15 protein-coding genes are annotated in these 15257 nt (G+C 41.4%); 10 read left to right on the top strand and 5 right to left on the bottom strand.

Features of this window, described 5'->3' with window-relative positions:
• Positions 1 to 79: 79 nt before the first annotated feature.
• The 6 genes from NSTC731_RS23570 (at position 80) to NSTC731_RS23545 (ending at position 4804) form a co-directional block, all read left to right on the top strand.
• A complete protein-coding gene (locus NSTC731_RS23570) occupies positions 80 to 901 on the top strand; it encodes a hypothetical protein (RefSeq protein WP_445627041.1) in 822 nt (273 codons plus the stop codon).
• A 53-nt stretch (positions 902 to 954) separates the two neighbouring features.
• Entirely contained in the window at positions 955 to 1650 is a 696-nt protein-coding gene (locus tag NSTC731_RS23565) for a hypothetical protein (RefSeq protein ID WP_445627040.1), read from the top strand.
• Positions 1651 to 1658: 8 nt separating this feature from the next.
• The gene (locus NSTC731_RS23560) at positions 1659 to 3284 is read left to right on the top strand and encodes a TrbI/VirB10 family protein (protein WP_445627039.1); all 1626 of its coding nucleotides are present in this window, start codon (positions 1659 to 1661) and stop codon (positions 3282 to 3284) included.
• A 37-nt stretch (positions 3285 to 3321) separates the two neighbouring features.
• Positions 3322 to 3894 carry a hypothetical protein gene (locus NSTC731_RS23555; RefSeq protein ID WP_445627038.1) on the top strand — a complete coding sequence of 191 codons (573 nt, stop codon included), beginning with the start codon at positions 3322 to 3324 and terminating at the stop codon, positions 3892 to 3894.
• 349 nt (positions 3895 to 4243) lie between these two features.
• A complete protein-coding gene (locus NSTC731_RS23550; RefSeq protein WP_094350677.1) occupies positions 4244 to 4462 on the top strand; it encodes a hypothetical protein in 219 nt (72 codons plus the stop codon).
• A gap of 84 nt (positions 4463 to 4546) precedes the next feature.
• A complete protein-coding gene (locus NSTC731_RS23545; RefSeq protein WP_445627037.1) occupies positions 4547 to 4804 on the top strand; it encodes a hypothetical protein in 258 nt (85 codons plus the stop codon).
• A gap of 79 nt (positions 4805 to 4883) precedes the next feature.
• Here NSTC731_RS23545 and plsY read toward each other — a convergent pair whose 3' ends face one another.
• The 4 genes from plsY to NSTC731_RS23525 all read right to left on the bottom strand — a co-directional run bounded on the left by plsY (position 4884) and on the right by NSTC731_RS23525 (position 8402).
• A complete protein-coding gene (gene plsY, locus NSTC731_RS23540) occupies positions 4884 to 5567 on the bottom strand; it encodes a glycerol-3-phosphate 1-O-acyltransferase PlsY (RefSeq protein ID WP_445627036.1) in 684 nt (227 codons plus the stop codon).
• Positions 5568 to 5675: 108 nt separating this feature from the next.
• Entirely contained in the window at positions 5676 to 6950 is a 1275-nt protein-coding gene (locus NSTC731_RS23535; RefSeq protein ID WP_445627035.1) for a DUF3086 domain-containing protein, read from the bottom strand.
• 136 nt (positions 6951 to 7086) lie between these two features.
• Positions 7087 to 7473 carry a DUF3119 family protein gene (locus tag NSTC731_RS23530; RefSeq protein WP_194043054.1) on the bottom strand — a complete coding sequence of 129 codons (387 nt, stop codon included), beginning with the start codon at positions 7471 to 7473 and terminating at the stop codon, positions 7087 to 7089.
• A gap of 134 nt (positions 7474 to 7607) precedes the next feature.
• A complete protein-coding gene (locus tag NSTC731_RS23525) occupies positions 7608 to 8402 on the bottom strand; it encodes an MlaE family lipid ABC transporter permease subunit (RefSeq protein WP_335007964.1) in 795 nt (264 codons plus the stop codon).
• Between the two features lie 516 nt (positions 8403 to 8918).
• Between NSTC731_RS23525 and NSTC731_RS23520 the strand changes: the two genes are divergently transcribed.
• From NSTC731_RS23520 to aroH, 3 genes are all read left to right on the top strand, one after another.
• The gene (locus NSTC731_RS23520; protein ID WP_445627034.1) at positions 8919 to 9215 is read left to right on the top strand and encodes a hypothetical protein; all 297 of its coding nucleotides are present in this window, start codon (positions 8919 to 8921) and stop codon (positions 9213 to 9215) included.
• A 545-nt stretch (positions 9216 to 9760) separates the two neighbouring features.
• Positions 9761 to 10582 (top strand): signal peptide peptidase SppA, encoded by an 822-nt coding sequence (gene sppA / locus NSTC731_RS23515; protein WP_322694031.1) that lies wholly within the window; start codon positions 9761 to 9763, stop codon positions 10580 to 10582.
• Positions 10583 to 10685: 103 nt separating this feature from the next.
• Entirely contained in the window at positions 10686 to 11096 is a 411-nt protein-coding gene (gene aroH, locus NSTC731_RS23510; RefSeq protein WP_445627033.1) for a chorismate mutase, read from the top strand.
• A gap of 6 nt (positions 11097 to 11102) precedes the next feature.
• On the opposite strand, the gene NSTC731_RS23505 is transcribed toward aroH, so the two are convergent.
• Positions 11103 to 11354: a PIN domain-containing protein gene (locus tag NSTC731_RS23505; RefSeq protein WP_445627032.1), complete on the bottom strand. Its 252-nt coding sequence runs from the start codon at positions 11352 to 11354 to the stop codon at positions 11103 to 11105.
• A 469-nt stretch (positions 11355 to 11823) separates the two neighbouring features.
• Here NSTC731_RS23505 and treS point away from each other — a divergent pair, with 469 nt between their 5' ends.
• Positions 11824 to 15210, top strand: a complete 3387-nt coding sequence (gene treS / locus NSTC731_RS23500) for a maltose alpha-D-glucosyltransferase (protein WP_445627031.1) — start codon at positions 11824 to 11826, stop codon at positions 15208 to 15210.
• Positions 15211 to 15257: the final 47 nt, after the last annotated feature.

Raw genomic sequence — 15257 nt, 5'->3', positions numbered from 1 at the left:
GTTGTAAGTATCGTAATTATTAAGTATATGCAAAACATCATATATAATAGCTGAAGTTTTTGCAGTAGGAGGTGAGGAAATGGTGCGTTTACTAGAAAAAAGACAAAGAACGGCAAGTGTTTTGACGTTTTTTGCGATCGCAACCTTCAGTTTACATATATTAGTTTTATTTTTATTCTTATTACAAGGGCTAAATATTCGCCAACTCAGTTTGAGAAAACCTCCTAACTTTGTGCAATTAATCAATGGCAAACCAGTAGCTAATATTGATGATTTAGCAAGAGAACCAGAAGCAATTCGCCAATTTATCAGCAAAACGATGATCTCAATGTTTAGCTGGTCTGGAACCTTACCACCACAAAATATTGAAGAAGTCGCAAACCCCAAACCAGATTTAGGAATACTGATTAACATACCTCAAGGTGGTAGCCAAAAAATTACTACCAGCAGTTGGGTAGCTAGTTTTGCCTTATCAGAAGACTTTCGCAAAGGTTTCTTAGGCACAGTTGCAGAAATGACACCACCAGAAGTTTTCTCGGAAAATCCCAACCAAGCGATGACTTCACAACTAGTAATTAAGAGAGTTTATCCGCCAAAACAAATTGCACCAGGGAAATGGCAAGTGGGTATGGTAGCCGACTTAGTTCAAAAAAACCGAGTTGGTGGTGCAAGACTTATAACTCCTTTTAATAAAGATTTACTTGTACGTGCAGCAGATTATTTTGCTAATCCCCAAGCTGACAATAGCACCGACTTGCAAAAAGCAATTTATAGTGTCCGTGCTGATAGACTAGAAATTTATGAAATTCGGAATTTATGTTTGCTAGATGACTACAACCCGAACAAAAATCAATTACAACAATGCGGAACTGGACAAACATCTGATAGTTTTATCAGATAATCAATTTCTGACGTAAAAATAGTTCAGTATTATAATTCTACGAACGATTATTAATGCAATTACTCAAACCAGAAAATAATAAAAAAAATAGCCCTTTACCCCTGTTGGCAGTAGGAACATTTGGTTTACATCTATTTACCTTGCTGTTACTAATATTTCACTGGTCTATGTTACAACAGTTAGGCCGACAACTCACACCTCAAAGTTTAGTGCAACTTGTTGATGGTCATGCGATAACGGTAGACCCCCAACCCAATTTAGAGCGGCAACCAGAGACGATTCGGCGCTTTGTGGGTGAAACTATGAGTTTAATGCTTACCTGGTCACAACAACAGCCGCCAACACAAGTCTGGGAAATTAGCTCACAACTGGTAGCTGATGATTTTAAAGAAAAACTTAAGTCAGAAATTACTAATCTAAATCCAGATAGCCAATTTGAAAATGTTAATAGAGGTGCAGAGAATGTCTTAGTAATCCAAAAAGTTTCTCAACCTCAAGAAATAAGTAATGGAAAGTGGAAAGTAGAGATACTTGCAAATCAATTAATTTTTAACAGTTATGATAAATTAGGGAAATCAGTTTCCTTTAATAAACAAATTTTAGTTAGAGCAATAGATCGACCTGTAACTTCACTACCAAATGCAGCACTACCGTCGCAGTTTGCAGCTTACCGCCTTGGAGAAGCCAGATTAGAAATTTATAATATATGTGAAATAAAAGATAATAATTGTTCTGGAAATCCAAACTAGGCTCTACCATGACCCGATACTCAATTCCTGCCGAAACGCCTCCCCAAAATGGATTTACTCTAACTACCGACGATCGCCAACCAGAAGTAGAATCTGGAGATTGGGAATCGCGGATGTCAAGGTTGGTCGGTTTTGAAGAAGAATCTTCTAGTGACACCGAAAAATCGGAAGACTCGGCAACGCCGCCAGAGTCCCTATCTCTTCCACAAGAAGTTCAGACTAAGCAAGCACTCTCATCTAATCCCTTTGCCAAGTTAGGCTTGGTAGGATCTGCTACCTTAGCGATCGTTTTGGTGGGTGGTGTGTTTTTGTCTCAGTTGATGAGTGGTAGCAATCAAAAGCCAAAAACTATTGTTTCTCCACCAGTGCAAGAGCAGCCTACTGATGAATCCATATCTCAACAGATGGAAGCCCAAGTAGATACTCTCAAAACGAAATTAGCCCTGACTGAACAAGCACAGATGGTGAAAGATGCCCAACAACAGCTGAGAATTGCCAAATCAACGCCGACAGTAGCTTTACAACAACCGTCAGTTAGACAAAAAGCGATCCCAACACCCCCACCAACAGCTTACGTACCTCGGACAGTGACAGTTGAGCGCGTCATTAGAGTACCTGCTTCTCAACCTTCGCGATCGCCCCAGCTACCAGTTGTGAAGCCAAATCCTCAAACGGTCGTTAATGTAACTCCAGTAATTCCACCATCTCCACCAAGCCCATTTGCAGAGTGGGCAAGGTTAGCAAAGTTAGGTAGCTACGGTCAAGTTAATCCTAGCAATCAACCTACTAGTAACATAGCTACTTTGGAACCTGCAACCAATGCACAGCCGCAGCAAGAGGCAACAAATTCCAATCCCGAACAAAACACCCCACAACAGGACAATTCTGCGGTAAGTCAAGCTCAACCGCAGGGAGAGAAATCTGTAGCAGTTGGGAGTAGTGCTAAAGCTGTGTTAGCGACAGCAATATTTGGCGAAACTACTAATAAATCAGGCGGTGGTGGTGATGCAGATGAAGCGAAAAACGTATTTGTGATCCGATTGAAAGAACCACTAAAATCTACCGATGGTGCAGTTGCTCTACCCGCAAACACCGAATTCCTAGCTGAAATTGGTTCGCTTTCCGAACAAGGTCTTTTGCAGATGAACGTAGTCAAAGTTATCTCGCAAAATAATGGCAATCGTACAGAACGAAGCTTACCCAACAATGCAATTATTCTTCGCGGTACTCAAGGTAAACCTTTAATCGCAAATAAATATCCTGGTCAAAGTTCCTCCATAGCCTCGATGGATGCAGGACTATTCGTTTTGGGAGGTATAGGTAAAGCAGCAGAGTTAATAAATCGCCCTGATACAAAACTCGTGCCATATTCGATAACATCAACATCTCCCAACCCTACCGAAGACAACCCGAACAATACCACCAGCAGCACCTCCACTGGTCTTGTTAGTGAGACTGACAACAGACGCAATCTTGGAGCTGCGGTTTTGGAAGGTGGTATGAACTCTGTAGTACCCCAAATTGCCCAACGCAATCAACAGGCGATCGCCCAAATGTCTCAACAAGGTGGTGTTTGGTTTTTGCCAGCAGGCACAAATATTGAAATATACGTTAATCAAGCAACTCAGTTTTAAGGGGTAATATTTATAGCAATTTTAGATATTTGCAACCATGAAAAAGAATATTAAATTGTCAGGAGATAACCCAAAACGTTCTTATTTCCTACCTATAGCTTCCTTAATTTTCTCCGTTTCTATGTTCTGGTTGGTAGGTCGCGCTGTAGCTAATAACGCCGTTCTGCGTTCCATCTTTTCCTGTCAAGCACAAGGTTTAGGGGGACTTGTACCTACGGTTGATGTCTGGTATCAACAAGGAACAAACTTAAGTTTTATTCCGGCGGGAGAAGTAATTAAAAAAGTTTGGTTAAATGACCCATCACAGGTAACTATGGATTTTGATGGGCCAGTATGTATGCAGTTCGGTCAAGAAGCTAATAATAATTCAGGAGATTGTAAAAACTCCGCAGCAAATGTAATTCAACTCAGACGAATTCAAAAACTGGACATACCTGGACTTCCTCCCACTAGCAATACACTTTTAACAGTTGTTACCGAAGCGCAAGGTAAAAACAAGTTGTATACTTTTAAAGTGATATATAAAACAGATAATCCTGAATATCACACCTTAGCAATTTTTCCCGATCCTTCTGGTCAAGAAGGAGCTTGTTCGAGAGTTTTACAATAAAGTTCTAACAAAATTACCCTCAAGCCACAGAAGTTTCGCCTCGACAAAAAGCGTTGATGCCTACGTATGTCTGCATTGTGGTCGATCGAAAGCCCTGTTAGAATTCCTTGCTGAGAAAAAAGGGTTGGGGAGATTTAAGTCTTTGGGCAGTTTTATTTCTTTACGTAGCACGCTTAAAATAACGTATGGGTTAGTCCTGTAGTTCAATCAATTGAATAAACGCTATAACTTAACAGATTTAACTGACTCAGGCATTTTTAGCCTCATCTTTATAAATCTTCAGACAAAAACTAACCACAAATTCCAAAATCGTGTAAATATAAAGAAAAGCTTAAGAGGTTACAGACTCATGGTGACAGCGAAAATGATGCAACAGCTTTGGGCTGTAATCGAGTCTACTCAGGTCAACACCCTGCTCCAGTTTGACGATGCTGCTTTAGTACAATTGCTTCTTCAGCAGTTAAAAGCGAAGCAGGGGCTTGATGCTCAGTCAGATAGCACTCTCAATACTTATATAAAATCTAAACTGCCCCTAATTCGGGATACAGCTGAAGGTAGATTATCTTGAGGGCAAGGCGACAATCATTAGTCCGAAAAATCAAATTATTGCTCGCTGCCAAGCATACGCTCAGAGTTCAAACAGTGGAATATTATGAATAACTGGCTAGTAATTGCCCTAGTAGCTTATCTAATTGGAGCAGCGATTGAAGGGGTGAGTACAGCCAGTCAGCTATCTCATTCAATGCCAGAATTAGCTAAAAACACACAAGCTCATCCTTCAAAGTCTGACACCGGGTCTAGTTCAAGTTGGCGAGTTGTGGCCGCTATCGCCTCAGTCAGTGTTTGTGGAGCTTTTTTGTGGCCTTGCCGCCTTTTCCACCGTTTGATTAAAGGCAGTGTTCGTTCGTAAGCATAAAATATCATTACAGTAATTCTGGAAGAAGCTCTCTCCTTCTGAGAAATGAGTTTTGAGTTTGGCTCTCGTTTACTTATGATGCACTTTGTTCGGGTTCTGTCGCTACAGGTTGCCCAATTTTCGGCTCCGTTCCCGCAAACAGTCGTTCGATATTAGTACGATGGCGCAAAATCACATACAACCCACCGGCAATCCCAAACAGAATATAGGGTAAAGGTTGATGCAAAAGTACCATGAAAATGGAAACCGCGATCGCACCTGCAATTGAACTTAAAGAAACAATCCGCGATATTGCCACAACAACGGCAAACACACCCGCTGTTGCTAAACCTACCTGCCAACTCATTGCCAATAAAATCCCCAAACTGATAGCAACGGATTTACCACCAGTAAAGCCTAAAAAAATTGATTTACTATGTCCCAGAATGGCAGCTAACCCAGATATTGTTACCAACCACGGTTGCCACAGTTGTACATCTACCGTTTGAGGGATATAATTTTTAATTGCTTCAAAGTTGAACAACCAATAAACTAGAGCGATCGCTAATACTCCCTTTAAGGAATCAAGTACTAAAACCAATGCTCCTGGCCCTTTGCCCAAGGTTCTTAATACATTAGTTGCGCCAGTGGAACCCGAACCAACTTCCCGAATATCAATACCTTTTAATTGCTTCACAGCAATATAGCCAGTGGGAAAAGAACCCAACAGGTAAGCTATAACTACAATTGCCCCACACAGAGTTAGCCAAATAGCCATAATAAAATTCAAAACTTGTACTGAGCGTAGCCGAAGTATTCAAAATTCAAAAAAGTCAAGAGTAATACCTCTTGACCAATGACTAATGACTAATGACCAATGACTCATTTAAAAGTCATCATCATAGTTTCTCACTATTTTGGGGTCAGGAGCAAAGGCTAACCACAGGGGAAATTGCAGCAGTGATAGACTGATTTGTTCTTCGGAATCGTCAATGATAATTAAAGGTAATTGATTGGCTTTCGTCAATCGGTCTGCTTTTTGAGCGAGAGCGTCAGATGCCTCAAATAATACCACACCCCGGTCTGGGCCGAAATCTGGGCGACCGATTCCTAGACAATCTTGCAAGCCGCGCCGCCATTCACCTAATCGCTCCGGTGTATTAGCTAAGACTAAAGTACGGACGCGATCGCCATAGAGCTTGTGTAATATCGAAATTGCAGCTGAGGCAATCAGAATATTTTGTAAGCGGCTACCCATTGTCCGCAAACCACCTCTTCCTCCTTGGGTAAAAAACCAGTTGGAGATTCGTTCGGCGTGGATTGGTTCAAAGGTACGGCGTAGTTGCCACGGTGGCCCGTAGTAATCTGGTTTATTACGGTATTGGTCAATGAGGCGGCGAATTTGCTTTGTCGTATCTTGAAACTGCTGTTGGGCAAATTGGGGTATTCCAGGTTGGGGTTCAGCTGGTTTAGCCTCTTTTACAGATGGTTTTTCTCGTTCCACCACACTTGGCGTTAGTTGCAACTGCTCGGCGGCAGAGGCCAAATCCTGTAAACTACCCGTGAGATAGTCTTTAAAACCCTGCACCCGAATTGCCAAGTCTTGGGATGCACCAGCAAAAGTGGTTCGCATCTCATTGCGGATACGTTCTTGACGGCGTTCTAATTGTTCTACAGAAATTTGCAGCGTTTGTTTGCGTTGTTCTAACTGTACCAGCGACTCTTGCACGAGTCGCCCTAGTGAGGTTTGAGTTTCACTCACCTGTGTCTGAAGCTTTTCGTAAGAAGCTTGCAGCTTGGCTATTTCTGACTTGAGAGCTACTTCAGCACTCTGCAACTCTGCTACTCGCTGCTCTGCTTCTGCATATAATAAATTATTTCCCGATCCTATTTCAGACCCCAGAGCGACATTTTCTACTTCTAACTGCGCTACAAACTCGCCATTTGAATTTTCTGTTAGCTCTACTGTAGAATCTACCACTTCTGCATTGGCAATGAGTGGCTCAAAAGTTGTGTAGTCCTCTGATGAGCTAATGGCTTTTGTGTCTACCACTGGCTCAACTGATGAATTTACTGGATGTTCAACTGCATTGTTCTCTTCTGGTTTTTCTGCCAACCGTTCATCAATGGGTTCTGGGGTTTGAGATGCCTCTGGGTTCATAAACAATAGTGTAATTCCTATGACGCGAATAAATAGCTTTCAGAAATATTACAATTGACCTGCTATAAAAGTCCTGAGCATGAGTGCTGAGTTCTGAGTCTATATCAAAACGACTCAGAACAGGTGGCAATCAGCACTAAATACGCGGACAACGTTGTTCTAAACAAGTTTTCAAGGTGTTGGGGTCAAATAAAATTGGCAAAAAGTGAATACTTTTAATTTCTTTAAAGTAAAACAAAATGGGGACTCTATTCCAAAAGATCCGCCAGTTTTGCCATTCTTGGTAGGGAAAGCGTCGAATCAATTTTTCGCCTCTGTAAATATCTAAGTCGGTAGCGGTAAATTGCAAACGCAGCGTTAACGCTTGAAACATGAGAAACAAACCAAACAGCGTGAAAACGGAGCCTACCCAAGGTTGTACCAACAATAATGGAATCGCGGCAATCACCAACACTATGGGTATATTGTAACTAGGCTTGAGTTCCACAGTTGATGTGGAGTTAGAAACAAATGAACTGGTCACAGTCTTAAATCCTGCTTTGTTTAGTAGGCATATCTCCTATTTTAGGAGTCAGGAGTCAGGAGTTAGAAGTTAAGAGTTAGGAGTGAGGAGTTTTAACTCATAACTCATAACTCATAACTCCTCACTTCTTACTTCTATAGCCCTATGAATGCACTGCCAGTCCCCTGAAACATTAACCAAGAAAGAAAGAAGTTGCTAACAAATATAATCAGCAAGGCAGTCACAACAGCTGTTGTAGTTGACTGTCCTACACCTTTGGCACCTCCTGTTGTCGTCAACCCCCAACTGCAACCAATTACAGCGATTAAAATGCCAAAACAACAGGCTTTAATCATGGCGCTAAAAATATCCCAGAGACCAAGAAAGTTACGGGCTGAGTCTAGAAATACCGTATCAGACAGGTTGTAGATACTGGTCGCAATGATGAATCCTCCGAACATCCCTGTCACTAAAGACAGAAGGGTTAAAATTGGTAGCATGAAACAGCAAGCAAGAACGCGGGGGATAACCAAGTAATCAATTGGATCTGTTCTCAACATCAACATGGCATCGATTTGCTCTGAGACTCGCATGGTACCGATTTCTGCTGCAAAAGCAGAACCGACTCGTCCGGCCAAAATCACTGCTGTTAACACAGGAGTGAGTTCTCGTGTCAACGCTACAGAAAGGACTCCGCCGATAATGTTTCCGGCACCAAAGTTAATGAATTCTCGCGCCACTTGAATGGTAAACACTGCGCCAACGAAAATAGCCGTCAATAAAGCAATAAATAAGGAATCTGGCCCAACTGCTGCCATTTGTTCTAAGGTGTTGCGCCGATGGATTTTGCCTCTTAATAGGTGAACTAGTACTTGCCCACCCAGAAAAATCGCCGCCAGCAGCCGCTGACTCCATTCCCCTAAACTGGATTTGGATGTAGTCTGGTTCAATGTTCTGTAGCTAACTCGGTAACTGCCTTAAGAATAGCGGAAGTCATGGGAATGGGGAATGGGGAATGGGCATTGGGCATTGGGTATTAAGAGTGTTGAGTTAGGAGTTAAGAGTTAAGAGTTAGGAGTTTTGTTTACCCTCTTGTCCCCCTATCTCCCTCATGTCCCGGTTGGTGAGCGCAGTCGAACCACATCTCCCCCTACTCTCCCTGCTCTCCCAAGAAGGCTGAATATTAACTTAGATTAAAGATGTTCTCAGAAAATGAAGCTGTTCTTAAACGTGCTGCAAAGCAATACATAAGTATTACCCTTCGCTATAACCTTCATTGTACAAGGCTTTTGTAGATTTAAGTCGCTTTTTTTATCCACAGCATGGGCTGTAACTGCTAGCCATTTATTTTAATGAAAACTTAAGATTTTTGACAGATTGGCTGCTTTGGAGCGATCGCCCGTATTGTAGAAAATGACAAACCACTATCTTGCTTTTGTCATCTCTACTCACGGAGTTTGTCTTAAATGACTATTTTTACTAACTTTCTCCGCTCCCTACTACTCACAATCATTTTTAGTTTTGTGCTTCCCATATTTTTCGTTGGCGGCGGATTCCTCGTTCTATCCCTCATTGGTAACATCCCCTGCTTACAAGACTTCACTGAGGCGATCGCAACTGAGATTATCCATTTTCTCGCTACCTTCGGCAGTGGAACTCCCCTACGCGGATTATTTGTAATTAGCTTAACCTGTAGTTTCGTTGGCGCACTGTTTGATATGTTTGTCTATTATCGGTATCAAATTTTACGGATAGATTCTTAAGTAGTGAAATCGCTTCATCAGGAGATTATTGGGCTGTAGAAGACAGGAAAAAGTGATATTTCCAAGAGCGAAAGTACTACTAGTCTATAACCTAAATAGAGATTAGTGTTACTGAATCAATTTTTATTAATTAAATTGAGTGTCGAAGTAATTGATTAAATATTTATATATTCATTAGTTATTAGTGATTAATTACTGACAACTAGTAAGCGTGCGCGATCGCGAGTAAAAACAGTCCTCAAACATTCAAAAAGCCGGAATAACAAGGCATTGAGAAGTTTTAATTTTGCAAAATAGCTAAAATAGCCTTTCTAAATCATCAGGTTAACGCTAAACTAGAGTTTGGCATTTTGTGCTAGCTGTAATCTTTAAGGATTTGATTAGCATTAATCCAGACGATCCAATAAAACTCACTAAAAAATATAAAAATTTCCTTAAAATATTAATGAGCACAATGGCAGCTCATGTTTCTTAACAGAGAAAAGCAGGTCGTTTGACCATTGGGGATCTTATATTGAATTTATTACGAGGTATGTTGACAGCTCATGGTTTGGCCGTTTAAGCCCAAGTTTAGAAAACAAATTGCGCGGATTGAAATTACTGGTGCGATCGCCAGTGCTACTCGCAAACGCGTCCTAGAAGCCCTGAAAACTGTAGAAGAAAAAAAGTTTCCGGCATTATTGCTACGTATCGATAGCCCTGGCGGCACAGTCGGAGATTCTCAAGAAATCTACAGTGCCCTCAAGCGTTTACGCGAGAAAATCAAAATCGTCGCTAGCTTTGGCAATATTTCGGCTTCTGGAGGAGTATACATCGGCATGGGAGCCGAACACATCGTTGCCAACCCAGGTACAATTACGGGTAGCATTGGTGTGATTCTGCGTGGGAATAACTTGGAACGCTTGCTAGAAAAAATTGGTGTTTCCTTCCAAGTAATTAAATCTGGCCCTTACAAAGACATTTTGGCTTTCGATCGGCAATTGACCGAACCAGAAGAAAGCATCCTGCAAGAGTTGATTGACACAAGTTATCAGCAGTTTGTCCAAACGGTAGCTGATGGCCGTTCTTTAACGGTGGAAGCTGTAAAAAGTTTCGCTGATGGTCGGATTTTTACTGGACAGCAAGCCCTAGCTTTGGGTGTTGTAGACCGCTTGGGCACAGAAGAAGATGCCCGTCGTTGGACAGCAGAACTGGTTGGTCTCGATCCAGAAAAAACTCTCTGCTATACCCTAGAAGAACGGAAACCCTTATTGAGTCGCTTTATACCAGGAAGTCGTCAGTTTTCATCAGGAATTGGGGCTGGTATTGATTGGCTCGAATTTGAAATGTCTACTAGTGGTTTACCTCTGTGGTTATATCGACCCTAAATATGAGTTAGGAGTTATGAGTGAGGAGTTATGAGTTAAAAATCTAAACTTCTCATTCTCAATTCCTAACTCCTCACCTTTGTGTTTTAAGGAGGATTTTGGCGTGGACTGGCAAATGCGGGCTATTCGCGGAGCAACAACCGCTTCAGAAAATACTGTTGAGACAATCCGAGAAGTGGTTACAGAACTACTAGATGAACTGGAAAACCGGAATCAATTCCAGCCAACAGACATTATTAGTGTGACTTTTTCAGTGACACGCGATTTGGATGCGGTTTTTCCAGCTGCGATCGCAAGAGCGCGTCCTGGTTGGGATAATGTGGCTATGTTGGATGTGCAGCAAATGCACGTCGAAGGCAGCTTGCAGCGCTGTATCCGCTTCTTAATTCACGCTTATCTGCCAACCTCCGCCTCAATTCATCATATTTATTTACGTAACGCCGCTAGCTTGCGTCCCGACTGGAGTTTGCCTCAGATACAAGCATCACAGCAAGTAGTTAAGTCAAAAGTGTAACAGGACTTAATATTTTTCAGATGAAATCCAGTTTTCTAATTGTAAATTAGAAATGCGGCTGTAGTGACGAGTATTGTTTGTTACTAAGGTGTAATTTTCTGCAATTGCAACACTAGCAATTAGTAAATCAAATTCAGTAATAGTTTGTCCTATTCTACGAAGTACTGTTTTTAATTCACCACACTTTCTCAGAGCAGGATCGGTTAAAGGTACAACGGGTAAGTTTTGAATAGAATAAATTCTTCTGCACGAGTTCAATTTTCCACTACTGGTTGAGAATTATAAGCACCAAAATATAACTCAGCAACCGTGATGCTGCAAATATAAATTTGCTCCTCATTTAGGATTGCTATAGTTTACAATAAGTTTTGTTACATTTTTCCATCCGGAAATAAAAATTATACAGCAGGTTGGTTTTTAAGCGAAATTAAAAATGCAGTACGGGAGCATCAGATATAAAAAGCTTCTGCCTCACTTCGACTACGCTCAGTGACCACCTGCCTCAAAACCCGTAACTTTGTACTTAATGCAAATAAAAACTGCTATATGTATATACGCAGTTGGTATGATAATTTATGACTAAATATAGCTCCTTTGGTAGTTTCATTACTTAAGTAAGAAAGCGTAAACATTACTCGTGTAAGATCAATAAGCTGATAATCTCAGCGATTGTATCAAGTAAAAATATAGTTCTATTGGATATGCGATCGCATATCTTTTTAAAATAATGCCAAACTCCAGCTTGAAAGATGACTCATTATGGTTCAAAAATGCAATTATCTACGAACTAGGTGTTCGCACATTTGCTGACAGTAATGGTGATGGTATTGGTGATTTTCCAGGGCTGACAGAAAAACTAGACTATTTACAAGATTTAGGTATTACTGCCATTTGGTTGTTACCTTTTTTTCCTTCACCACTCAGAGATGATGGTTACGATATCGCCGATTACACTAGTATCAATCCTATCTATGGCACGCTAGAAGACTTTAAAGCGTTTTTGAGCGCTGCTCATCAGCGCGGTATTCGGGTAATTATTGAGTTAATTATTAACCATACCTCTGACCAACATCCTTGGTTTCAAAGAGCGCGCCGCGCCCCAAAAGGAAGTCAGGAGCGAGATTTTTATGTTTGGAGTGATACTCCTGAAAAATACCAAGAAGCGCGAATTATCTTCCAAGATTTTGAGACATCTAACTGGACTTGGGATTCAGTTGCCAAAGCTTATTGCTGGCATCGTTTCTATTCCCATCAGCCGGATTTGAATTATGACAATCCCTTGGTGCGCGAGGCAGTATTTGATGTTCTAGATTTTTGGTTAGAGATGGGTGTAGATGGACTACGCATGGATGCTGTGCCTTATCTCTACGAACGGCAAGGAACCAACTGTGAAAATTTACCCGAAACCCATGCGTTTTTGAAGGAGTTGCGATCGCACATCGACGCGAAATTTCCTAACCGGATGTTACTAGCTGAGGCGAACCAATGGCCTGAAGATGCAGCCGAGTATTACGGTGCAGGGGATGAGTGTCACATGAACTTTCATTTTCCCCTAATGCCGCGTTTGTTTATGGCAGTGCGGATGGAAGATAATTTCCCGATTGTAGATATTCTTCAGCAAACTCCATCGATTCCTGATAACTGTCAGTGGGCATTGTTCCTCCGCAACCATGACGAACTGACTCTAGAAATGGTGACAGATGAAGACCGCGATTTTATGTATGGGGCCTATGCACAAGACCCGATGATGCGGGTAAATTTAGGCATCCGTCGCCGATTAGCGCCGCTTTTGGGTAACGATCGCCGCCAAATTGAATTACTCAATAGTTTATTATTATCTTTGCCAGGAACCCCCGTACTTTACTACGGTGATGAAATTGGCATGGGAGATAACGTTTATCTAGGCGATCGCAATGGTGTTCGCACACCTATGCAGTGGAGTTCTGACCGCAACGCTGGTTTTAGTCGCGCCAACCCGCAACGCTTGTATCTACCCGTCATCGTTGACTCAGAATATCACTACGAAGCACTCAACGTCGAGGCACAACGGACTAATAGCAATTCTCTTTGGTATTGGATGAAACGTTTACTCGCTACTCGCAAACGGTTTGCAGCATTGGGTGAAGGGCGTTTTGAATTGCTACAGTCTAATAATCGCAAAGTTTTTGCCTTCAGCCGGATTACCTCTGAAGAAAATGTTTTGGTAGTAGCAAATTTATCTCGTTACGTGCAAACGGTGACGTTAGATTTATCAACTTTCAATGGGCTACTACCAGTAGAAATTTTTGGTTCCACTGAGTTTCCACCGATTACAGAATCGCCCTATTTCCTCAGCTTAAGTCCTTACGGATTTTACTGGTTCACCTTACAACGTAAACTTAGCTCAAATCAAGAGCCTAAACCCCAAGCAGATTTAGTAACTCTGCTGGTAAATGGTTCATGGCAGAATGTGATTCAACAACGAGAGTCAAAAAGCGTTCTAGAATCAACACTGCGGGATTATCTCTATACCTGTAGCTGGTTTGGCGGCAAAACTCAGACTGTACAATCAGTACAAATCATTGAAGCGATTTCTTTACCCTATAACCAGCAGATAGCTCAAATTGTTTGGTTGCAGGTAGATTATAGCCAGGGAAACCACGAAACTTATCTGTTATTTCTCGCCTATGCAGAAGGCGATCTTGCAACACATCTTTTGGCAGAAATGCCGCAAGCCATAATTGCACGGCTTGGGGTGCAAGGCAAAATAGACACTCCTCCACCCAATACTCAAGAAGTTGGAATTTTATTTGATGCTTTAGCAGACAAAAACTTTCTCACCTCACTGCTAGATGATGCGATCGCTAATCATCACTCTTATAAAGGGATAACCGGAGAATTATTTGGTACTACTACTGATTCATTCTCCGAATTGCGCCGACAGTTAACCAATCATGAGCCGACTGTTCTAAATAAAGAAGAACAAACCAATACTTATATAATTTATGGCGATCGCTTGTTGTTGAAACTCTTCCGCAAAGTCGAAGAGGGTTTGCACCCAGATTTAGAAATCCGGCGTTTCCTATACCAGAAAAAACACTTGCAAAACTCAGTTTTTCTAGCTGGTGCTTTAGAGTACCGCCGGGGAAATAAAACAGCCAGTAAAACTGCCCAAGCCACGACTATAGGCATATTACAAGAGTTTATTTCAGATATCCGCAGTGGTTGGGATTACACCCTTGATAGTTTGCAAAAGTACTTTGATTTTGTTACCACAGAACACGCCACTATTACCGAAGTGCCTCTGCCATCAGGTTCTTTGTTGGATTTACAGAGAATTGAGATTCCAGAATTGGCAATTGCAACTATCACTTCTTACTTGCAAAGTGTTGAGCTATTGGGTAAATCCACAGCTGAATTCCATATAGCGTTGGCTGCAAATATAGATAGCTCAGACTTTGCTCCAGAATCTTTTTCATCACTTTATCAACGTTCAATATATCAAAATGCACGTAACTTAACTGGACAAGTATTTAGGTTGTTAAAAGAACGAGTAAAATCCTTGCCAACCGATACTCAACCATTAGCATTAGAAGTTCTGAATAGCCAAGAGAAAATCTTAGAACGCTTTCAGTTAGTTGTCGGGCAAAAAATTACTGCATTGCGTACTCGTCATCATGGAAACTACCATTTATCGCAAGTATTTTACACAGGAAAAGAGTTTATTATTCCTGATTTTGAAGGCAAAGCAGATCGTAGTTTTAGCGAACGACGCATAAAGCGATCGCCTTTACAAGATGTAGCAGGAATGTTGCTCTCTTTCAACTATGCAGTTAATCAAGCTCTGAGCTATCAAAAAGAATCTGGGATGATCCTATCTGAAAATTTACCCCTTATAGAACAATGGGGACAGTTTTGGTATATCTGGGTTAGTACTAGCTTTCTCAATTCTTATTTAGAAACAGCTAATCAAGAATCTTTCCTGCCAAAGACAAAAGAAGAACTAGATGTGCTGCTTTTTGCCTATCTTCTAGAGCAAGCGATTGATGCACTAGGCGAGGAACTAAATAATCGCTCCGATCGGGTAGAAATTCCACTGCAATTTATTCTGCGATTACTGAGTGAAACTGCTTAAAGAAATCGGAAGTCGGAAGTACAGTTTTGTAATGGGGATTTAAACCC

It is taken from the genome of Nostoc sp. DSM 114167 (assembly GCF_052692655.1).
This window is presented reverse-complemented; position numbering and strand designations above follow the sequence as displayed.